Source organism: Paenibacillus sp. NPDC056579 (assembly GCF_042793215.1).
Lineage (GTDB): Bacteria > Bacillota > Bacilli > Paenibacillales > NBRC-103111 > Paenibacillus_S.
On record NZ_JBHTVD010000006.1, the window covers coordinates 57,722 to 78,945 of the forward strand.

Below are 21,224 nucleotides of genomic sequence, written 5' to 3' on the forward strand. Positions count from 1 at the left end.
TTACGCGGCATTCGCTGCTTTACTCCTTTGCTTTCTTCTGTTTTACTCCCACATTTTTAGGACTTTATTTCTCGGCCATGGCTGCTGCAGTTTCGTTTACCGCGTCAGTCTAATACTTATTTTTTTGGAGTTTGACAGATTGTATGTCGATAAATTGCACGGATACAATACATGCAGTCCAATACTTTGTTTTCTCATGACAACAGTTAATTATATTAGAACTATACCAATTGAAAAATAAAAAAAGATGATAAGATTTTAAATATGGATGAATATTGGAGGTTGAAAAATTGATAGGATATGAAAAAATCAAACCGACTGCTCATGAGTTGATGGAACTCCACACGGAGGCGATGTTTACGCACGATCAGCGTATGCGGATTCACGAAGTAAACGAGCCTTGGCCGGGAAGCCCGCCTGCTCCTCGGTTTTTCTTGGGCAGGACGATTGAGGGAACGACTGTTTGCCGGTTTCGGCACGACGTTCCCGATCCGCTTGTAGAGCGGTTGAACATACTGTGTGCCGGCGAACCAATTGTGAGGGATTTCCATACGAAGCCGAAGCAATTTGAAACATATATGGAGCTCCTGCAAGGGGAAAAGTTCACGATGGGACCCTGTTTTCTTATTCCCGACAAAATCGCTCCTTTAGTGCAAGTGGTAAGCATCACCCGAGACAATATTAGCGAGATCAATCTTGACGGATTCGAATGGCTGGCCTCTGAAATAGACTATGTCCAGCCTTGCATGGCAATCGTATGTGAAGGCCGAGCCGTCTCGATCTGTCAAAGCGTTCGCATCTCACCGCGTGCGCACGAGGCGGGGCTTGAGACATTGGAAGCATTTCGCGGTAGAGGATATGCTGCTAACGTTGTGGCAGGGTGGGCAATGGCCATGCGGAAGATGGGGCGTATCCCCCTGTACAGCACCTCTTCGGACAACGTGTCATCCCAAAGAGTGGCGAAGAAATGTGCCCTTGAGTTTTACGGAGTCAATTTCTCAATCATCTGATCCGATATTGCCTTATGAACAATGATAAAATGGAATGAACAAAAGGAAAAGACAAGCGATTAAGCTAACGGGTACTATAGTGTGGAGCTGCCGTAATGGACAGCTCCTCTTTGGTATTCGTTGATGTAAGGGCAATAGTTGAAGATTAATTCAGCTGAACCGTATCACAAATAACAGCGAAAATTTTAATGTAAGGATGAGAATTGGGCGACAGCATACAAGGACAAGCTGGGAGAATGGGGACTGAAAAACAAAAATCCACGGCTGACCAAGCTGATTAAGAACATCTCCAAAGTCTTGATCTCCAGGGGTATGAAGGGATGCTTCATGTAATGTCGTGACCCCGAGATCCGGGATTATCTAAAGGCTCAATTAAGTCGGACTATGTTGCTGGATACCACATTACTCTCCCTAATAGAGGGAGACTAGTGCTAGCCGCAAAATCAACCGTCCGACGGGGCGTACTTCCCCACGTCCGGCTCGAATGCCGCTCCACTCGCCAGGTCCAGCTCCACGTGGGTGGTTCCGCGGTCGTCGATCAGCACGATCATTCGCGACCCGACGACGGGAACGCGGTCGGCGCTGGTGCGCATGTGCGCTGAGACGACACGAGGAGTACCGTCGACGATGTAATTTATCTCAACCGTGAACATCGGGAAATTAAAGAGCCAACTGTTAGTAAAGTTCACGGCGGTCAACGTCCCGGTGCAAGATGAACCCTCCATGCGGAGTCGCTCGATGTCCACCTGACGCCGCCGGGCGTGGGCGATAGAGCCGGGCAACCGCAGGAGCGTGATGGCGGCCCAGAGGCCGAAGCTAGCTCCAACGACGGCGCCGAGCTCTGGCGGGATCGTCGGCGATGTGGCTATGGCCTTGAGGTCAAAGGGGCGTGACGGATCGCTTGTCAGTGTCCAGAACAGGAGGACTCCCGCGACTGCTGCGAGTCCTCCTGCTATCGCTAGCGCCACGAACAAGCCGGCGACCCTGGTCTGTCCGAACTGCTCGACCGCTCGCGAGTACACTCCGCCGGTCGTACCGATCGCGACGAACAGCAGCAAAACGGCGACGCCCACTGTGACCGGATGACCGAGGAGCATGCTGATCGTCGGTGTAGGCGCCATGCCGAGCAGTGCGCCGAACGGCACGGAGCCTGTCAGCGCCCACAGTACAGCGGCTGTGAGCAGCCAGGGCATCAGCGGAGCCGCGCGTCCGACGCGACGTCCCGGCCGGAGCATAGTCATCCGTCCGTTCTTATCCGTGGTGGAGAACAGCGGCAGTGTCTCGACATGTTCTTGCTGCCCGTGCTTCTGCTGCCCCTCCGCAGCATCCCTCATTGGTATCGCCCTCCCGAGGAAGATACTCGTACCCTGAGCGGCGGAGGGCGATTCCCCGCGGCGGGGTCCGGACGATCAACTATAATACGGAGGAGTCTCTTCCCTTTTTCCCCCTCATTATTGAACGTTTTTATGTAGGTGTTATGATAGTCTAGGTGCCGTAATAAAAAGTTCAACTTCCTATTATCTTTGTAATCAGCCATACATACCTTCACCTCCAATATTTCTTATCTATATTTTACCATTATAAGGTTGTACGCTGTAAATACCCCCGAACGAAACAAGCAGATCATCGCGCAGCAGCTGTTCCTTTCGCATTTTTCGCCGATAGCATCGTTAAGCTGAACCGTACCACAAGTAGCTTCGAGTTTTCGAATTGCGTGCAAGTTTGCTTTATTGATTATAGAGTTCGACCCTCATCCAGTTCCAGTTAGGTCATACAGTCAGGCGACGAAAGGTGAGGGTTTCCCAGTCCCCATTAGCTTAGAATTCCGATATGGGTTACATTACAAGGTGATGAAATCCTGCGAATGAGTGAGTATATGTGAGATAAACCCTTAAAACCGGACGGGTACGATAGCTGAATATAAACAACACGAAGGCAGCCGGCCAGTACGATCGGCTGCCTTTGCTCAATTACCAGGATAGTGGGGCAAACAAGCTGGACTAAATACATATGAGGTTCTGCTGAAAAGTACTCTTCAATCATGGATTATAATTAATCAGTAACATGAAAATGAAATAATTTCTCTTAAATTAAAATCGATGTCCTTCCGACAAAAGTCAGATAAAACCAAAAGCTATCCCCATTATTGAGCCATATGAAAGTGTATTGATCCAAACAACTTGAAATTGTCCCAAGGTCAACAGCATATGGAGACATTTGAGGTACATATGAGGGTGGAGGAGAAGTTGGATCTTCTTGCGATATAAATCCCATTCGATTTATTCACTCCTTTAAACTGGGCATCTAACTAATTGTATGCCAAGATAGTATTAAGGATTGGATAGATGCCCATATCTATCTCGCAAATAAGTATGGAATATTTTTGTGTTCCGACATCCCTAACGGGCAGTAATGCAAAGTAACATGTCAACTCTAGAGGAATTTAATGGAAAATACTGAATTCAATATTTAATCACTCATAGAAAGAAGGACTACAGTGGGAAAGGTCGCTGGGTTTGAGTTAAATAGTCAAGACACCGACAAAGCAACAGAATTTTATTCTAATGTATTTGGTTGGGAAGTTAGTGAACCCAGCAGGGGTTATTGCACTGTCAGCACAGGAGGAATCTCTGGAGGTATCACTAAAGGTCCACATGATTTGGCACTCGAATTCAAATTGAAGTCAATTTTATTGATGAAACGATTTCAAATGCTAAGAATTTCGGTGCTTTGGTTGTACGAAAGAAAATGGAATTGGATGATTTTTTCCTAGCATACTTGGTTGACCCTACTGGACTTGGATTAGCCCTTATTCAAAAAATGAGTCGAACTAGCGATTACGGGCAGGATAATACAGCTCGCAGAATACCCATTTTTTCTGATACCATTCTGGCTAAATCAATCTAATATGATAAACTTAGGATAAATCTAGTAATTAAAGGAGAAGAAGCCCTTATGTCGGAAAGCTTATTGTCGTTACTCGAACAGATGAAAACAGCCAGAACAGAACTAAATCAAGTAACTTCTTTGGCAATTAATGTTCGAAAATTAGCTATCCAGTTGGAAAATGAGGTAGCTTTAGCAACAGATGCAGCCGATGATGCAACGCAATATTTAACTCATGTTTCAGACAATCCTTCCTTGTTACAAGTGGCTGAAATAATACGGAATGAGGCTGTTCAAAAGCTTATTAAAACATCTCAGCTAGCCGAAGAATCATTAAATAGGGCTGATGAGGCTGATGCAGCTGTGGCTAAAGCTTTTATTATCGTGAAAGAAGCTGCTGAAAAACTTTCAATTGCACTTAAAAATGCCACAACCAAGGAAATGGATATGTAAGAAATGTTAATCACTTTACTGTTAAGCTAACGGGTACGATAGTTTAATAAACAACGAAGCACGGCAGCCGAGTTAGGCTAACTGGCAATAATTTAGAATGAAACTATGTTTTTAGGGAGCCTTGCTGAATGCCATCAAACGAAAAGTTTAATGAACTGCTAATGATGAAATCATCGAGAAAAAGGCCTACCTCAGGGGACACTTTTGTAATTCAACCGATGGAGGGAAGATACTTTTTTGGGAGGGTGGTACTAACAAATATTGAAAGTAAGCACCCATTTTTCAAAGGTTGGAACCTATTGTACATCTATAACAAAAGCAGTATCAAGAAAGAGGTTCCTCCTGACCTGACACAGTCTGAATTAATCATTCCTCCTGTAATAATTAATAATCAGGGCTGGGCAAAGGTTATTTTGAAACAATCGGTTCCTTACCTATTACCAAAGAAGACTTATCTGTGGACTTTGGATTTTGGCATGAAACCACTCAAAAATACTATGATGTTCACGGGAATGAATTGGCGATAGTTCCAAAGGTTATTTCGAATTACGGTCTTGTAACATATAGTGGAGTAGGTAGGGCCATTCACCAAGTATTAAATGGTGAGCCTCATCTTTTATAAGGTAATTTCATTATGGCTGTTATCATATGTAACGCACCGTAATACGCTATCGGGTACGTTTATTTCCATTAAAATCCACGTTAAGCCGGCCAAACGATCGGCTGCCGTTTCCACGCTAACTGGCAGCATTGCGAATCAAAATGTTTCGATTATGGATGAAACTTATAGGTAATATCTATTGAGTAAATTACTTTAATATATTTCACTAATATCGTTGTAAGAGTTATCCTAATTACTCAAGGGAAAAAATTCAACTGGAGGGAATACAATGGTTATCTCAACAAGTGGAAGCGAAGCTTATATTACTGAACTTTTTAACGGTACTTCGAAAATTTATTCCGATGTTGCGGAGGATAAAGGGGGAAGTGGCAAATATTTTAGGCCACATGATCTGATAGAATCTGGCTATGCTTCTTGTTTAAATATTACAACGCGAATGGTGTTGGATTCTATGAGTTTATCTTATGACAGGGTTACTGTTAAAGTTGAATTTGATAGAAGCAATGAAGAAAAGACTACATTTAAGTATCAAATTGATATTTCCGGATCAATCGCTAATGAAACCAGGGAGGAAGTATTGAAAAGGGTAGCGAACTGTCCCGTAAAAAAAACTTTATCTAAACAGCTAGAATTTATTAATGAATGCAATATTATTTGAATTAGGACTTCTCCGATTGTTATTTTTGTGAAATGATCTGGTATTTCCGCTAACGGGTACGACAGTTTAATAATCAACCAAGATGCGGCTGCCGGCATAGATCGGCAGCCGCGTTATGCTATATGGAAGGATTAATCAATATTACCATCGAATAGGAAAGAGAAAAGAAAAGTGGGAGGCGAAAAGAATTGAAAAGGGAAAGATTTGAAAGGATTGACGTTGAAAACCTCAATATTGTTGACAAAGATGGAAATATAAAAATGACACTTTTTAATAAAGAAAGCATCCCTCCAGCAATGATGGATGGTGAGGATATTTTGCCCGGACATAGAAAAGATTGGCCGATATCTGGAATTATGTTTTATAACGGTGAAGGTGACGAATGCGGTGGATTGATATTCGGAAGTGAGAAAGATGAAAATGGTCATTACAAGTCTTCTGCTTCACTTACTTTTGACCAGTATAAGCAAGATGAAGTTGTCACAATGTCTTACTATAATGAGAACGGAGTAATGACTTACGGATTCAAAATAAAGGATAGACCACAAATTCCACTATCTGAGCAATTAAAAATACTACAAGAAATCAACGAATCAAACAAAGATACTGAAACAAAAAAGAAAGAGATTGACGCACTATGGGAAGGAAGTACACAACGAGCATTTATGGGGAAGAATGAAAAAGGGGAAGTGACGATTTGTCTGATGGATAGTAAAGGAAAACAACGGATAAGAATGCTAGTAGATAAAAATGATAATCCTAAAATGGAATTTCTGGATGGAAATGGACATGTTACATATAAGCTACCTCCTGAATTGTAAGTTCGTAGTGGATTGAACTAACGAGGAACGTTACTTTAATTAAACAGCCTGCCGGCGTGATCAGGCAGGAGTTGGAAATGCTGGTCTGATTGTATACCGAGAGGATCGCCGCTCGAGTTTCATTGAACGGTGGAACGGGAAGAAATATATGTCGTGATAGTCGAGCTGCTTCGTCCAGGACACTAGCATATCGATTTTACAGACCTTCCAGAAAAAGATATAATAGATTCATTACGAAACACAATTAACTTTTCTTTGCCTTACTTGATTCGGCAGAGATGGGGAAGCTAAATTATTAGCGATTAAATACTAGGCATTGAAATAGGAGACCAAAAAACATACGGGATACGTATGTTTTTTTGAGTCTCCTTTTTTTATGCCAAAAAGAGGGAGGCAATTCATATGCACACTATAATTTTGTTCTGCCTGCGATTCGAGTAGGACGTTTTGTAAGGATCAATTTACGAGTAGAAGGGGTGATAAAGAAAATGGAGCGGTATGAGTTTGTGGAAAGAGAACACTGCGTTTCGATTACTGAGCGTTTAAAAAGCTATAACCTTATTGCGGCAGATATATGGGACCACCTCGAAGAGGCTGGTTTTACGTTCCATGGCGTGGTTCGTGATTGGTCAGCTGTGTTTTTTCACAGCTTGTATTATGTACTACATCACTTCATCAATGACAAGCCACAAGAGGATTGTATTCCCCCGGACAGTGGGTTTACATGGCAGACGATTTTTCAACTCGAATCTGAAGCTGGCCAACTCTTTTCCTTCTTGGAACGCTCTGGGTTTCGTCTAATGATTCCCGAGCAGGCTGTAATCGATGCCATGTTGGATAATGGGACAGATTGGCATTATATGAGCCCGAAACACAAGTTCCAGGTGTATGCCTTCCATCCTAATTGTTAGCTTTTGATAGAAATTTATATGCAAAACCTGATACCTCCTTACGGTGCTAACAAAGATCCACTTCCATTTCCCCAAGATCGGGTTCAAGTACTACTAGATTTTGATGTTGAAATTATTGGAACAAAGCAGGATCGTCATCGTGTTATTTAGGGGGAGAGTCTGGATATGTTAGAAAAAGTGGATGAGGATTTACTCGCATCCACACGAGCCAGGATAAAAAAAATATATGATGAGCACTCATTGATCGGTTTGCTTAATTCAGGTGGGATCGATTCACGACTTACGCTACAGCTCATGATCGAGCATGCACTAAAGCATCCGGATCCATCAAAAAAAATATGGGTTATCTCCGCGGATACACTCGTCGAAAATCCTGGGGTCAAAAAAATCATTCATGAATTGCGCGATACGCTTACTGCCAATATTCCGTGGATCGAATATCACATTGTTGAGCCACGGGAGGACAATACGCTTTTGGTTTGTATTATTGGCAAAGGTTATCAAGCCCCAAGCATATCCTTCAAATATTGTGTAATCCGCCTGAAAATCGAACCGGCTCAGTATTTCCTTGAAGCTGTCTTTCTTGCGGAAGGTGCCTATGATACGTGTCTTGTACTCGGGACTCGTGAGAATGAAAGTGGCCAACGAAAACGGAGTCTTTCTAAGCACTTTGGTGAGGATTTTTTTTGGCCAGCATCCCGTAGGAAATATCCGGACCGCGAGTCCCGTCCGTGATTGGACACGACAGGAGGTTGTTACGCACCTTGCATTCAATAAGGCCCCTTGGCGAAAAGGTGCCCGTAACACTGAGCTATTAGTCTTCTACAGTGGAGCGGCCGGAAACGAGTGTCCTCTTGGAGCAGCTGTTGTCAACGATAACGAGGCAGTCATGGCCTGCGGGAAAAATGCTCGTATGGGTTGTTACTTGTGTACGAAATCCAATGATAGAAGCATGGGGAACTTGATCAAAAATTCATACCCCGAGTATGAAAAATACTATCGTTTTCGCTCCATCTTAAAGGCTATCGGTCAAGATATCCGTTATGGCGGTATGACCGGCTGTCAACGTTTTGGTGGGTCAGCGGCAAAGATGAAACCTGGGAAAGTATCTGGTGGAATCGGAGATCTTACGAAGATTGTCGAACACACCTACTACAAGCCATGAGGCAACTAGATATTTAATGGCGGGAGAGCGAAGTTTTAACTGCATATAGCATGGTTCTCCAGCGAGAGTCGATCGAAGGATTTCCTGTAACTGAACGGTTTCGAAAAGCGATTTATGCTTTCCTTCCGTTTTATGATACGGGATTCAAAAAATTGCTTTGTCATCCTCTATTCGATCCTTATGGTACGGGCGTTGATCAGTTTACAGCCGAAGATGAAGCAGCCATTCGCCGGATCATGGACGACGAGGCACGAGCAGCTGTGGAAGTCATCTAAATAAGTGGAGGGTCAGTCATGGAAACGAAAGATATGATCAGTCAATTCATTCAAAAAGAGCGCTCTTCAACAAGGCAACTGCATCTAAACGGAGTATATTCTCTTGAATTCGCACTTGGCTTGTTGGCAGGCTTGAACAATCTTGCTGGCTTTTATGGTCTCCGATCTGTAACGGAGGACATTCGGGGTGACATTGAATATCTCGGGCAATGAATCCGGTTGGAGATGACCGTAGTAACCCGGATTTCAATAATAATCTGAATACTACACGTTACCGAATGTAAAAAAAAGGTTGTCTAACACAGTTTGAATTACCCGATCAGGCGGGAATCAATCCCGCGGCGGCCTCATGATGTGTTTTTCGCTATCGTTCCCGTTAACGGTCTGCAGCAGTTGTGCAATATAAGTAGCCACCGCTCATCGAAACTAGAACCCTTTAAGAGGTTTACAAATGTTTTCCTGCGGTGTCAGTTTCAATGGCCTTCCCCCTTGTTATTGCGAGCTTATCATACGGAATCCGATGACTTGCCTACTCTAGCCGGTACGGAAAAATAACTCATCTCAACAGGAGAGACGGGCTTTAGTTTCGGTTCTCCCATCATTTTCTCAGACGCGCCGTCCTGACTTTCATCCGAGCAGTTCCGTCTGTACCTCCCTTCCTCCAACTTCATGTCGATAAAATCAACGACCTGCTGCAAAGAGGAGATTTGGCTGACGATATTTGCCCGATGGCTCCTTAAGTGTTTCACCAGTTCGGGGTATTCCGCGGGATCGGTATCTGCTGAGACCGCCAAGAAAGGCCGCATTTCCTCAAGAGGCATCCCCGCTTTTTTCAGGCAAGCTATCAGCCGGATCCTACCGATGTCTTCCTGCCTGTAGACTCGGTACCCGTTATCCTTCCGGTCTGCCCGGGGCAGCAGCGCGATCTTTTCGTAATAACGGATCGTATCTTCAGCCTCATCCTTGGGACAAAAACGTTGCTTTAGCGTCTTGACTTGGAGTCGACTCTAAGTTGTAGAATGTGCGCTATCAGGGGAAATATCCCGATATCAGGAGGAGACGTACAATGAACAAGAACCGACGTGAAAATATCGCATTGATTACGGGCGCAAGCTCCGGGATCGGGTTAGAATTAACCAGGAAATTGCTGTCGGAGGACTGGCAGGTGGTTGCTATGAACCGTTCCGACTTTCCTGCGGACGATATGAGAATTCAAAAAGCCGTCAAGAGTGGATGGCTTCGAATTTACAAAACGGCTGATCTTGCCGATTATGCCAGCTTGAGGCGGATTCTTGAAGAGATCAAAAACAAAGAGCAGAGGATCGATATTTTGTTCAACAACGCCGGTGGGTCCTTTCCCGAGCTGAGCTATTCAAAACAAGGGCACGAAGAGCATTATGAGCTGCAGACGGTCGTTCCGTATATCATTCAGATGGAATTGAAGGAACTCTTAAAATGCGGTCGCTTAAAAACGGTGATCAACACCTCATCTTCAGCCCTAAAATTTACGAAAGAGTTTAATATCGAAATCCTAGAGCACCCCAAAATCTTCCGAAAGCTAATTGGTCCTTACGCCACCTCAAAGTTAGCCCTCTCGCTGTGGACTCAGGCCATCGCGCCGAAGCTTGCCAAGGACGACATTAAAATCCGCAGTGTTGACCCGGGTAGCAACAATACACTAAGAAAAGGGAAAAAATCTGGACTGCCCCTATTGGTTAAACCGTTGATGAAGCTGTTTTTCTCTTCGCCGACCCATGGCGCCAACATGCTGTATGAAGGTGCTCTGGGGGAACACCGTAATGAGACCGGCGTGTTTTTGCTGAAAGGTCAGGTAACAGAATTAAAATTTAAAGATCAAGCGCAAAACGTTTTGGAAAGGATTCATGCGATTTACGAACACGAATTTCTACAGCGTAATTTTTAACCTTGAGGCTGTATTAATCTGCACGTTACTTCAATGGCCATTAAAAAGAAGCTGTCCTGGCGCAGCCCCACACTATCGTTCCTCGTTAGCTACCCATGCCCCTGACGGGCACCACAGAATAATGAAAATTTTAATGCGGCGTTTTATACTATTCTTACGGCTGGTGAGGAAGGTCGTTACGTTATGGTGTCACGAACCCATCCGTTAGTCTGACTACGACGATCACGGTGCACCACAGAATGTCACTCCTTCACTGGAAGCACGCGGGGTAGATTAACCCTTTACTGGTTGTTACACCAGTCCTAATATTAATTGCCGTAGAAAGGTGATTTTTATGAATACTCTTATCGAGCGTGCTTGCGGTTTGGATCTTAAACAAGCTGTTCGAAGGCTAGAGAATCTCGGCTTTAGCGTAACTCTCTCTGCGCCAGAGGCATCGTAATTATCCTATCCATATGATTGAGAGGAAGCGTAGTCTTTTTTAAAAAGTTCAAGGCTACACTTAGTTTCGTATAGCCAAGCAAATAGAAATCCCTTATATTCTTAATAGACCGGACGGTCGGTTTGATGATAAAGGGAGTGACGGCATGACTAAGTATACGGACCATGGCGAACAGACAAAGCGCAACATAGCGGCCAAGGCAAAGAATTTGTTCGAGCTGAAAGGCTACTCAGCGACCACAATGGACGAAATTCGGCAGTTATCGGGATCGAGTAAAGGCAGTATTTATCATCATTTCAAGAACAAGGAAGCGCTTTTTTTGTACATCCTTGAGCTATCAATGCTCGAGTGGATCGGTAAGTGGCACGACATAGAGAAGCCGCTCGGTACGGCACGTGAGAAGTTGTACTGTCTTGCCGAGCATTACGCCGAGGATTTCCGGAATCCGCTACTGCGAGCTGCGGAAGAGTTTTTGGGAAGCGAAAACGGGGATCACGAGATTCGGAACAAGCTGCTGGTGCTGACACGAATGCACTACCCGATCTTCCAACAGCTATTGGAGGAAGGAATGCAAAGCGGCGAGTTTCGACCGATACCGCTTGAAGATCTCACTTTTATCCTATACGGTCTAGTTGTAGGCTTAGGTGTTTCGTATGACAAATACGAAAATGATCGGATTGTCGGCTTATATCGGACTGCGATCGACGTCTTGCTGCAGGGGATAGAGATGCACTAATTATTTTACCCTAAAATTAGACCGGACGGTCGGTTTGATTCCGTCCTTAAGGGGATATTTTATGAAAGCATTGTTCACCAACCGGGTATTCCGAATCGTAGCGTTCGCTGACCTTCTGCAGCAGTTGGCGATCTGGATCCGAAATATCTCGCTGCTGTTCTACGTGATGGAGCAGACCGACAGTGATCCCGTCGCCGTTTCCCTGCTGAACGTGATGGAATACGCGCCGATATTTCTGTTCTCTTTCATCGGAGGCGCCTTCGCCGACCGGTGGAATCCGAAGCGGACGATGATCGCCGGCGATCTGCTCAGTGTACTGTCGATTGGAGTCATTCTATTGTTCGTGCTCGCGGGTTCTTGGCAGGCCGTATTCGCCGCGACGGTCGTGTCGGCCATCGTCAGCCAGTTCTCACAGCCATCGTCAGCCGTTATGTTCAAGAGACATGTGCCCGAGGAACTGCTGGCGCCGGCAATCGGTATTTCTCAGGGGATCATGTCCTTGTTCATTATTGTAGGTCCGGTCGTAGGGACGCTCATCTATTCATCGCTCGGCCTGATCTACTCGCTGGCTGCAATGATCGGGTTGTTCCTTACGGCGGCAGCCGTCCAGTTCTTCCTTCCTCCTTCGCCGCGCCAGCCTGAACGAGGCGCCGTGCCGATTCTCGTGGATGTGAAGGAGGGGGTCCGCTATATCCGCAGCCATCGGAATTTGATTGTTATTGCGCTTACGTTTGCCTGTATCGGGCTTGGGTCTGGCTTGATCCAGCCGTTGGACATCTTTATCGTGACCGAGCGTCTCCAACTGGACAAGGAAAACGTCCAATGGTTTTATGCACTGTCCGGCGCAGGAATGCTGGTTGGCGGCGCGGCGGCAGCGTTCCTCGGTTCGAAAATAAATCCGCGTATCGTCATTTTCGCAGGTATCGCCTTCCTTTCATTCTCCATCCTCGTCGAGGCTCTATCCGTCTGGGTGTATCTGACGGCTGCCATGCGCTTTATGGTCGGCGTCATGACGGCGTTCATGCAAATTGTGCTCGGAGCTATTATGATGAAACTGGTTGAGGAAGCCTACATCGGGCGTGTGAACGGTACGATTACGCCACTGCTCATGGCCGGAACGCTGACCGGGACCGCTATGGCGGGTCCGCTAATGAAGTCAATTACGCTTGTTCCCGTCTATGGCCTGTCCGCCGCGATTATTCTGGTTGCTGCCTTTGCGAGCCTCGGTATGAAATTGGGGGGGACCGCAGCTAAAGCGAATCAATCCGGAGCGCATCCGGATTGATCCGCGCTACTCAAGCAGGAACTGTCGTACATTCGTCACGATTAACAATTGGATGGCAAATCTCCTGCGGGTAAGTCCGTTGATGAGGAAGCTCCTCATCTTGAAGCCGAACGATAAGACGAAAGGCTTCCGAGTTGGGAACGCGTTGGTCGAACTTGTTGCCCTTTTTGCTTTCGGCAATAAGTTCGAATGAAAATGGGGGATTACATGTTAAAGGATGAAAAGCCTCTCTATATTAATATAAAAATACAGATCCGAAATGCCATTATTAACGGAAAATATCCATTAGAATCTAAACTGCCGTCTGTACGCGAGTTATCAGCCGAATTCGATTGCAGTTCGATCACGACGAAGAGGGTATATCGAGACTTAGCACGCGAAGGATATATTTTTACCTCACAGGGGACGGGGACTTTTGTTCACGCAGATGAACAGAAAATCAAAAATCGAGGTTTCGGTCGTTTTGGACCTGGTTTTGGACGCCGGGTGGGTAGAAATATCATTTGATAATTGGTCAGATGAATAACATGAAATATCAAGAGAGCGTCCTTAGCCGAGCATTTTCTTTTTAACATAAGGGTTTTCAATGAGGTAATTACCTCTATTATGTTTTAGATAAGATAGGAGGAGAGAAAGAACATGATTGATTTGGTCGAAGAATTTAAAGATGAATTAAGTCAAGGTAGCCATCTTGTAGTGATGCCTTTATCCAGGGTTTTGATAGAGGATGAGTTTCGAATTGGGAAGTATAGAAACCGCAGGCAAGCCAAAATAAAGGCAAGTTACTTACAATGTTTGGGGAAATTCTGTCTCGTCCATACCATAACTGTTATTAGGGTCCCGTATTGGAAAGGGCCGATCTTTTTATACACAAAATGGAGAAATGAAGGGCATAATTTTATTGGTGACATAGTGCCGGACCGGCTGGCGGCAATCCGCCGCAATCGACCTCGGAACACGAAGCGGCTCCGGTTTAATAATGGCATTTGAATCCGCAGCCTTCCGCCCCCTCGTTCGAGGGAAATGTGATCGCCACGGCAACTGCTGTCGTGGCCGATTTTTGCCGAGCTTTTTCCCTGCGTCTAAATCGAGATTTCTGTTGACCGGTAACTAAATATGGAAAACGGGAAAACTGTCGAAGGGCAGCGACGCGGATCCTCTCACTGTTCAAGTGATGCCGTCAGGTTACCCAATTTGCCAAACACGGTCTATGGGTCGTGTTTTATTATTCGTATTTCTGGAAAACAAAGAAGAGTATTATGAGATTGAAAGTAGACGTGCATCGGGAATTACCGGCGATGGCAGAGAAAAGTAATGAAAATATTAATATTTTGTTAGCAGACCGCGATCAGGAATGGTGCTGTCGCTTTACAGGTTTACTTCAAACAGAGACGGATATTCGTCTCATAAACATTTCTACCACGAAAGAAGAAGCGGTACGAGCTACTTTACAGTTAGACGTGGATGTTGTAGTGGTGAATGCATTGAGGATGATGGCATAGAAATACAAATAGCGCCCGATAAGTTCGGGCGCATCGTAGAAGCATTACTTGTCCTTTTGCAATACCCTCTCCACTGGAAACTTTAAAACCGTTGTTTTTATAGATCGAGAATGGAAATCCGATCTGAAAGATTATTTCACATCTTCAAACCCTGCGTCCGTTTTCTGAATCGCTCGACCGGCAGCACCGTCGAGAACGGGTGTTTGCAACGAAATCGTGCGGGTTGCATCGTCATAGCCTACTTCGACGCCGAGCAGCCCTGCGACTTCGCGAACTGGTAAATAAGACGTGCCGTCCACGACGATAGGCGAGGTCTTAAGCTCCTTCTCGGTTCCATTGACCTTAATAACGAACTTCGTAATAGTCGCCTGTACCGTTTCGTTCGTCGCGGCTAAGGTCGTCGTTGCTGATCCGATCAGCAGACAGAATGAGAGGGCAATGATTACTTTTTTCAATGGTATCAGCTCCTTTAAATCATTTATTACCATAATAGACTTCTTTGTTACCGTCCACGTTTTTGATCCGAAGCGTCACCGCATAGGCGGAAGTACCACCGATGCCTCTCGTTACCGAGATGGTTTGATCGGATATTTTAAAGGCTTCAGTTGCATAATGGGTTCCAAGTGAGCTCCGCCCAATCGACCTAGGCACCTCTAACGGTTGATCCTGGGGAGCTGCTCTCGGCGTCAATTCCTGTAATTAAGACTTCCTGTAAGTATTGTTGCCGCTGTGATGTTCTCACCTCCTTCTAAGCTTGTATTTCCTCTACAAGATAAATGGTGTACATGATGATCTCCCTCTAATGTGGGTTCGTTAACAATGTATCAAAACATTTTAGTAGAAATATCTTAGAATTATCTGAAATTATCTGAGCGGATAGGCAGCGGACACAAGCGCATTTATTTGAATGTAAGATCCAGAAAAAAATACAGCAATTACGATCTTTTTCTGTGAAAATCAAAAATGTACTCATGTTGGGTTTCGTCTTTAGAAGTAGCAGGGTTTCAGAAAAATGACAATAAGATGCCCGAGCCCACAGGTTTTTGGGGGCCATGTATAATGTTACAGTCAATCGACTGCCAGCGTTCCGCCTACTCGGTAGGCTTGCTTGTTTTGTAGCATGTGGTAACTGATGACGAGTATTTTGCGTGCGATGGCGATGCATGCTTTCTTCTTACCCCGCCGCGATGCAATTTTCCAAAGCTTCGTTGCAAGTTCGGTGTTTCGTGAGCGAGCGATTGCCCAAGACGCTTCGCTTAAGGCTACTTTGGCATGCGTGTTTCCTTTTACGCGTTTTGTACTTTTTTTTGCCAGCACTTTCGTGATGGTCCGGTGCACACCAGCTCAAGATGCGAGGTGATCCGCTGTTGGAAATTGATCCATATTGACACCAATTTCGGCGATCAAGGCTGCTGCGGTGACTTCGCTAACACCCGGAATGGTTTGCAATAGCTGGAATTCCTGATGATATGGCTCTAAATGAGCATGGATTTCTTCTTCCAGACGAGCTTCTGACTTTTCCAGATACTCGATATGCTCCCAACAATCTTTAATTGACTCTAATCTGATGAGCTGTCATCGTGCCAAATAGTGAATCGGTGACTTGCGCTTTTTTGTTTCGAATGGTTCCTCTCACACAATCGTCCACATCATCGGCATCGACATATCCTTGTTCCACAAGCCACTGAAGCAGATTGCGTCTGGACACGCCGAATACGTCAGAGATGACGGTTCCCAGTTTGACATTGCAGGCTTCCAAGTACTGTTGAATCCGATTCTTCTCTGCCGTTAGCCCACCAATCCGTTTCTTCCGAAGGCGACAAAGCTCACGCAATTCTCTCCGATCTTCCGAAGGAACAAAGCTCGGCTCAATGAGGCCTACACGAAGCAGTTTAGCGATCCACTCGGCATCACACACATCGGTTTTTCGTCCAGGTACGTTTTTAATTCGCTGCGCATTGGCAAGTACGAACGTGATGTAGCCCTCCAGAATATTGAATACCGGCTTCCAGGAGATTCCCGTGCTCTCCATCGCAATGTGGCTTACGCGGTGGCCTTCCAAATATTTAAGTAGTTCGAACAGGTTCTTCGTTAGCGTACCGAAGGTACGCACTTCGCTCTGTACTTCGCCTGATGAATCTGTCGTTAGCACACAAACAACAATGGTTTCTTGATGAACATCCATGCCTGCACAACGTTCAAGTAGATCTTCCATGGAATGACTACCTTAAATGAAATACATGACGGTGGATGAATTCGAGCATGAGCATTTTTCTGTTCGCGGTTCCTGAACGGGCATTCAGAGCCGGCATAGGTTTGTTATGAACAGGAAACGTGGCCTTGTATATGTGTGTCACTGAGTCGGAACAGGACGGCAGTTCCGAAACAGTCCGTTTCATTTTCTTCAACAGAATGCAATACGCTCATTTTAATCTCACGGGTAAATAAAAAGATCGTAATTGCTGTATTTTTTTCTGGATTTTACAATCAAATAAATGCGCTGGTGTCTGCTGCCTATCCGCTCAGATAATTTCAGATAATTCTAAGATATTTCTACTAAAATGTTTTGATATATTGTTAGCGAACCCACATTAAGGGGAGATCATCATGTACACCATTTATCTTGTAGAGGACGAAGTTAGTTTAAATCAGCTTATTTGTTCATACATGCGGCGGGAAGGCTGGAATGTCGTTCCCTTCACGGACGGGGGGGAAGCCAAAACTGCGATTGCGCAAGAGCCTCATCTTTGGATACTCGATATTATGCTACCTGGAATGGACGGTTATCAACTGATTCGCGAAATCCGGAAAGTGAACGAGTCCATCCCGGTCATCTTTATTTCTGCGCGGGATTCCGATCTGGATCGGATTAACGGCTTGGAACTGGGCAGTGACGACTATTTGGCTAAGCCCTTCCAGACGCGTGAACTTATCATCCGTGTCCGCAAGCTGATGGAGCGCGTTTATGGAAAAACACTTCATACTCAGCTAACTAATTCGCCTCTCGCCCAGGTCGAATATCCGCCCTACACGATTGATAGACAAGCCCGCATGGTGAGGGAGAATTCGGGACAAGAAGTGGAGCTGACTTCCAAGGAATTTGATCTATTGCTATATTTTGTGTCGCATGCCGGACAGGTCGTACAACGCGAGCACATTTTGAATGAGGTTTGGGGCCGGGATTACTTCGGCACAGACCGCGTAGTGGACGATCTCATTTGGCGCTTGCGCAAAAAAATGCCGGAGTTACGGCTGGAAACCCTGTACAGTCTCGGTTATAGGTTGGTGAAGAGATGAAACATTGGCCTTTGGCAATCAAAATATGGGTCGTCTTCGCCTCTTTGTTGCTGTGTATATTCTTGATCGTGTCCATGGTTCTCCCTACTTTACTAAAAAACTTTTTTACCGAGCAAACCTATGCGATGATTCGGGATTCCCAGCAGCAGTTAACCTTTGTTCAGGCAATCGTTGGCGTTGGCAAGGAAGGGGTGGGATTAAAGTTAAGGGAAGACGACAGTATGGAGATAGCAATGCCCCTGTCAACGGATCAAGCAGCGTCGAATGACGATAGTACAACCGGGCATTTTGAAAAAGTTCAGCCGACCGGATACATGGGAGGGCCTGCTATTGGCCATCTTTTACTGGTGGAAGGTAAAGCGTACTTTTTGAACCGTGATAGGGGCTTACCCGATACGTTAACCAGGCGACTAGAGCAGGAAGCGGCAGAGCAAGTCAAGGAGGTTGAGACGAACTCAGTCAAAGTGGAGGGCCAGACACTCTTTTACTCCATCTCGAAAACCATTAATGGCGGTTCCGGGGTGCTGATCTCCTATGCATGGGCCGAGTATCGCAATGAGATGGTTGGAACGATGTTCCGCAATTTGCTTCTGCTCCTGATCGTGTTGCTGCTGCTCAGCTCGATTCCATGTATCTGGCTTGCTCGGTATTTGTCCAGCCCGCTCACCCGAATGGAGCGCCAGGTGAAACGGTTGTCGGAGGGCAACTGGCATGAGCCGTTCGAATCGGGACGAAGAGATGAGATCGGCAGGTTGTCCCATGCCTTCGACGAAATGCGCCAGCGGCTGCTGCGCCAAGATGAGACGCAGCAAGTACTGCTGCAAAATATTTCCCATGAATTAAAAACGCCTGTGATGATTATTCGCAACTATGCTCAGTCCATCATCGATGGCATTTACCCGAGAGGATCATTGGAGGGAAGCGTGGACACCATCGTGCAGGAAACTGACCGGCTTATGGAGCGGGTTTACGAGTTGTTATCGCTTAGCAGACTGCAATACGTTTTTTCGCGCGAGGTTCCCCACCAATGGTTTAACGTCGATGACGTGGTGCAAGACACGGTGGAGCGGCTGCGCTTCCGTCGGCCGGAAATTCATTGGGTTGTTGAACCGTCTTCCTGGCGCATCCATGGTAATGTTGACCAATGGAAGATCGTGTTTGAAAATCTGCTTGACAATCAAATCCGCTATGCCCGTCATCAGATTTCCATTACGGCTTCTGTGGACGCTTCCCAGGTTCGCTGCATTGAAATCCGCAATGACGGACCACAACTGGAAGCCGCACTGCTGAAGGGCCTGTTTGAGCCGTATCGTACGGGGGCTAATGGTCAGTTCGGGCTGGGACTTTCCATCGTCAGGCAAATAGTAAACAGCAACGGGGCACAGATCGAGGTGAGCAATGAAGAATCCGGCGTCATATTTCGGCTGGTGCTTTCCAAGGAGGACAGAGAATGAAGAACGAAGCGATCTCAAGTACCTTCAGCCACCGGATCACACGGCTCATCCGATCAGAGGCAATCAGCGCAATCTGGCTATTGGCTCCGAGCTTGGCGGGATTTTCCCTCTTCTACCTCATTCCGTTCGGCCAGAGCGTCCTGAACTCGTTCCAGGACCGATTGGGAGGAAGCTTTACGTTGTCCAACTACGAGGAACTGCTCCTCAGTTCCTCGTTCCAGAAAGCGGCGTCCAACACATTCTGGTTCACCGCGATCAGCGTGCCGATTCTTGTCGTTGTATCGCTCTTGCTGGCGCTGCTCTTGAATCAACGGGTGTTCATCCGGAATTGGCTTCGCACCGCTTATGTACTGCCGCTTGTTGTACCGGTCGCATCGATCGTGCTGGTCTGGCAAATCCTGTTCGATTGGAATGGGGCATTAAACGCGGTCTTGCAGCATTTCGGCCTTGACCGCCACGACTGGATGAAATCCGAATGGGCTGGTTTTGTGATCGTTCTGGTCTATGTATGGAAAAACATTGGTTACAACGTCATCCTGTTTCTGGCCGGCTTGCAGAACATTCCGGAGCAATATTATGAAATCGCCGATCTGGAAGGGGCCGGCCCCGTTCGCAGGCTGTTCGGAATTACGCTCACGTATTTGACGCCGACGACGTTTCTGGTGGTACTTATGTCCGTGCTGAATTCGTTCAAGGTGTTCCGCGAGACGTATCTCGTCGCTGGCGCTTACCCGCACGACCGGATTTATATGATGCAGCATTACATGAACAATATGTTTTTGTCCCTCGATATCCAAAAAGTTTCATCCGCCGCGGTGTTGATGGCGCTTTGCATTATGGCGCTCGTGTTCGTCCTGTTCCGCACGGAGCGGATGTTCCGCTCTTATATGGAGTAAGTGCAAGAAAGAGGTGAATGACGTGATAAAGGGATGGGTCACACCGCTGTTGCGCTCGTTCCTGTTAATTCCCATCGCCGGTTTGCTGCTGATGCCCGTCGTCTTGACCGTTGTCAATTCTTTTATGACGGAGCGGGAAATTATGGCGAATTACGGTATGCTGGGCAAACCCAATACGAGCCTATTCGTCAATCTGAAATGGATTCCCGACTGGGTGTCATTCCAGCAATATGACAAAGTATTGATCGCGACGCCGAAATTTCTGTACCTGTTCTGGAATTCCGTATCCATGGTGGCGCCTATCATCGCCGGACAAGCGTCGGTGGCAACCCTCGCCGCTTTCGCATTCGGAAAGCTGCGTTTTCCGGGCAGGGAGGGATTGTTCTTTCTTTATTTGATGACGATGCTGATGCCGTTCCAAGTGACTCTCGTGCCCAACTACTTGATGGCCGAACGGTTGGGCCTACTGAACCATCCCAGCTCCATCATATTGCCCGGCGTGTTTGGCCCCTTCGGCGTGTTTCTACTCAGGCAATTCATGCTCCACATCCATTCGTCTTATATCGAAGCTGCCAAAATGGACGGTGCGGGAATTTTGCGCATACTCGTATCGGTTGCGCTGCCGATGGTGAAGCCGGGCATTGCCGCGCTCGTCGTGCTCCTGTTCGTCGACTATTGGAATATGGTCGAGCAGCCGCTTATTTTTCTTCAGGACGCTGCGATGCAGCCGCTTTCGGTCTTCCTCTCCCGCATCCAGGAAGATGTACTCGGCGTATCGTTTGCCGTTTCGGTTATCTATATGATGCCTATGGTTCTCCTGTTCTTAAGCGCCGAACGGTATTTTATTGAAGGAATCCAGCTTTCCGGCGTGAAAGGCTGAGCGAAAG

22 protein-coding genes and 2 pseudogenes are annotated in these 21,224 nt (G+C 46.2%); 20 read left to right on the plus strand and 4 right to left on the minus strand.

What is annotated here, in order from left to right; genetic code table 11:
- Positions 1-290 precede the first annotated feature (290 nt).
- Positions 291-1,010 carry a kasugamycin N-acetyltransferase AAC(2')-IIb gene (aac(2')-IIb, locus tag ACFQ88_RS22565; RefSeq protein ID WP_379456976.1) on the plus strand — a complete coding sequence of 240 codons (720 nt, stop codon included), beginning with the start codon at positions 291-293 and terminating at the stop codon, positions 1,008-1,010.
- Positions 1,011-1,453: 443 nt separating this feature from the next.
- On the opposite strand, the gene ACFQ88_RS22570 is transcribed toward aac(2')-IIb, so the two are convergent.
- On the minus strand, positions 1,454-2,344 hold the full coding sequence (locus ACFQ88_RS22570) for a hypothetical protein (protein ID WP_379456978.1): 891 nt from the start codon (positions 2,342-2,344) through the stop codon (positions 1,454-1,456).
- 1,163 nt (positions 2,345-3,507) lie between these two features.
- Between ACFQ88_RS22570 and ACFQ88_RS22575 the strand changes: the two genes are divergently transcribed.
- From ACFQ88_RS22575 to ACFQ88_RS22615, 9 genes are all read left to right on the plus strand, one after another.
- The gene (locus ACFQ88_RS22575; protein ID WP_379456980.1) at positions 3,508-3,783 is read left to right on the plus strand and encodes a VOC family protein; all 276 of its coding nucleotides are present in this window, start codon (positions 3,508-3,510) and stop codon (positions 3,781-3,783) included.
- Positions 3,784-3,965: 182 nt separating this feature from the next.
- The gene (locus tag ACFQ88_RS22580; protein ID WP_239633566.1) at positions 3,966-4,349 is read left to right on the plus strand and encodes a hypothetical protein; all 384 of its coding nucleotides are present in this window, start codon (positions 3,966-3,968) and stop codon (positions 4,347-4,349) included.
- A 128-nt stretch (positions 4,350-4,477) separates the two neighbouring features.
- On the plus strand, positions 4,478-4,876 hold the full coding sequence (locus tag ACFQ88_RS22585) for an Imm26 family immunity protein (protein ID WP_379456983.1): 399 nt from the start codon (positions 4,478-4,480) through the stop codon (positions 4,874-4,876).
- A 363-nt stretch (positions 4,877-5,239) separates the two neighbouring features.
- Positions 5,240-5,629, plus strand: a complete 390-nt coding sequence (locus ACFQ88_RS22590) for an OsmC family protein (protein ID WP_379456985.1) — start codon at positions 5,240-5,242, stop codon at positions 5,627-5,629.
- A 188-nt stretch (positions 5,630-5,817) separates the two neighbouring features.
- On the plus strand, positions 5,818-6,450 hold the full coding sequence (locus tag ACFQ88_RS22595; RefSeq protein WP_379456987.1) for a hypothetical protein: 633 nt from the start codon (positions 5,818-5,820) through the stop codon (positions 6,448-6,450).
- A gap of 488 nt (positions 6,451-6,938) precedes the next feature.
- Positions 6,939-7,361 carry a hypothetical protein gene (locus ACFQ88_RS22600; protein WP_379456989.1) on the plus strand — a complete coding sequence of 141 codons (423 nt, stop codon included), beginning with the start codon at positions 6,939-6,941 and terminating at the stop codon, positions 7,359-7,361.
- Positions 7,362-7,526: 165 nt separating this feature from the next.
- On the plus strand, positions 7,527-8,096 hold the full coding sequence (locus ACFQ88_RS22605) for an adenine nucleotide alpha hydrolase family protein (RefSeq protein WP_379456991.1): 570 nt from the start codon (positions 7,527-7,529) through the stop codon (positions 8,094-8,096).
- 226 nt (positions 8,097-8,322) lie between these two features.
- On the plus strand, positions 8,323-8,526 hold the full coding sequence (locus ACFQ88_RS22610) for a hypothetical protein (RefSeq protein WP_379456993.1): 204 nt from the start codon (positions 8,323-8,325) through the stop codon (positions 8,524-8,526).
- A 293-nt stretch (positions 8,527-8,819) separates the two neighbouring features.
- Entirely contained in the window at positions 8,820-9,014 is a 195-nt protein-coding gene (locus ACFQ88_RS22615) for a hypothetical protein (protein WP_379456995.1), read from the plus strand.
- A gap of 293 nt (positions 9,015-9,307) precedes the next feature.
- Here the strand turns inward: ACFQ88_RS22615 and ACFQ88_RS22620 are convergent.
- Positions 9,308-9,799 (minus strand): annotated as a pseudogene (locus ACFQ88_RS22620) (MerR family transcriptional regulator); the annotation flags it as partial.
- Positions 9,800-9,867: 68 nt separating this feature from the next.
- Here ACFQ88_RS22620 and ACFQ88_RS22625 point away from each other — a divergent pair.
- The 6 genes from ACFQ88_RS22625 to ACFQ88_RS22650 all read left to right on the plus strand — a co-directional run bounded on the left by ACFQ88_RS22625 (position 9,868) and on the right by ACFQ88_RS22650 (position 14,690).
- Complete coding sequence (locus tag ACFQ88_RS22625) at positions 9,868-10,725, plus strand: SDR family NAD(P)-dependent oxidoreductase (protein ID WP_379456997.1); 858 nt, start codon at positions 9,868-9,870, stop codon at positions 10,723-10,725.
- Positions 10,726-11,312: 587 nt separating this feature from the next.
- Positions 11,313-11,903, plus strand: coding sequence for a TetR/AcrR family transcriptional regulator (locus ACFQ88_RS22630; protein WP_379456999.1), 591 nt, complete (start codon positions 11,313-11,315; stop codon positions 11,901-11,903).
- A gap of 61 nt (positions 11,904-11,964) precedes the next feature.
- On the plus strand, positions 11,965-13,188 hold the full coding sequence (locus ACFQ88_RS22635; protein ID WP_379457001.1) for an MFS transporter: 1,224 nt from the start codon (positions 11,965-11,967) through the stop codon (positions 13,186-13,188).
- Between the two features lie 207 nt (positions 13,189-13,395).
- Positions 13,396-13,695, plus strand: a complete 300-nt coding sequence (locus ACFQ88_RS22640; RefSeq protein ID WP_379457003.1) for a GntR family transcriptional regulator — start codon at positions 13,396-13,398, stop codon at positions 13,693-13,695.
- Between the two features lie 132 nt (positions 13,696-13,827).
- Complete coding sequence (locus ACFQ88_RS22645; protein WP_379457005.1) at positions 13,828-14,178, plus strand: hypothetical protein; 351 nt, start codon at positions 13,828-13,830, stop codon at positions 14,176-14,178.
- A 269-nt stretch (positions 14,179-14,447) separates the two neighbouring features.
- Positions 14,448-14,690 carry a hypothetical protein gene (locus ACFQ88_RS22650; protein ID WP_379457007.1) on the plus strand — a complete coding sequence of 81 codons (243 nt, stop codon included), beginning with the start codon at positions 14,448-14,450 and terminating at the stop codon, positions 14,688-14,690.
- Between the two features lie 131 nt (positions 14,691-14,821).
- On the opposite strand, the gene ACFQ88_RS22655 is transcribed toward ACFQ88_RS22650, so the two are convergent.
- Both ACFQ88_RS22655 and ACFQ88_RS22660 read right to left on the minus strand, forming a co-directional pair.
- Positions 14,822-15,178, minus strand: coding sequence for a stalk domain-containing protein (locus ACFQ88_RS22655; protein WP_379457009.1), 357 nt, complete (start codon positions 15,176-15,178; stop codon positions 14,822-14,824).
- A gap of 580 nt (positions 15,179-15,758) precedes the next feature.
- A pseudogene (locus ACFQ88_RS22660) lies at positions 15,759-16,905 on the minus strand (IS110 family RNA-guided transposase).
- A 389-nt stretch (positions 16,906-17,294) separates the two neighbouring features.
- On the opposite strand from ACFQ88_RS22660, the gene ACFQ88_RS22665 reads away from it, so the two are divergent.
- From ACFQ88_RS22665 to ACFQ88_RS22680, 4 genes are read left to right on the plus strand one after another with little or no spacing between them, the layout of a single operon-like run.
- The gene (locus ACFQ88_RS22665; protein WP_379457868.1) at positions 17,295-17,987 is read left to right on the plus strand and encodes a response regulator transcription factor; all 693 of its coding nucleotides are present in this window, start codon (positions 17,295-17,297) and stop codon (positions 17,985-17,987) included.
- Positions 17,984-19,441: a HAMP domain-containing sensor histidine kinase gene (locus ACFQ88_RS22670; protein WP_379457011.1), complete on the plus strand. Its 1,458-nt coding sequence runs from the start codon at positions 17,984-17,986 to the stop codon at positions 19,439-19,441. Before ACFQ88_RS22665 ends, ACFQ88_RS22670 begins: the two co-directional genes overlap by 4 nt.
- Positions 19,438-20,337: a carbohydrate ABC transporter permease gene (locus ACFQ88_RS22675; protein ID WP_379457013.1), complete on the plus strand. Its 900-nt coding sequence runs from the start codon at positions 19,438-19,440 to the stop codon at positions 20,335-20,337. The genes ACFQ88_RS22670 and ACFQ88_RS22675 overlap by 4 nt, the downstream gene beginning before the upstream one ends.
- 22 nt (positions 20,338-20,359) lie before the next feature.
- Complete coding sequence (locus tag ACFQ88_RS22680) at positions 20,360-21,217, plus strand: carbohydrate ABC transporter permease (RefSeq protein WP_379457015.1); 858 nt, start codon at positions 20,360-20,362, stop codon at positions 21,215-21,217.
- Positions 21,218-21,224: the final 7 nt, after the last annotated feature.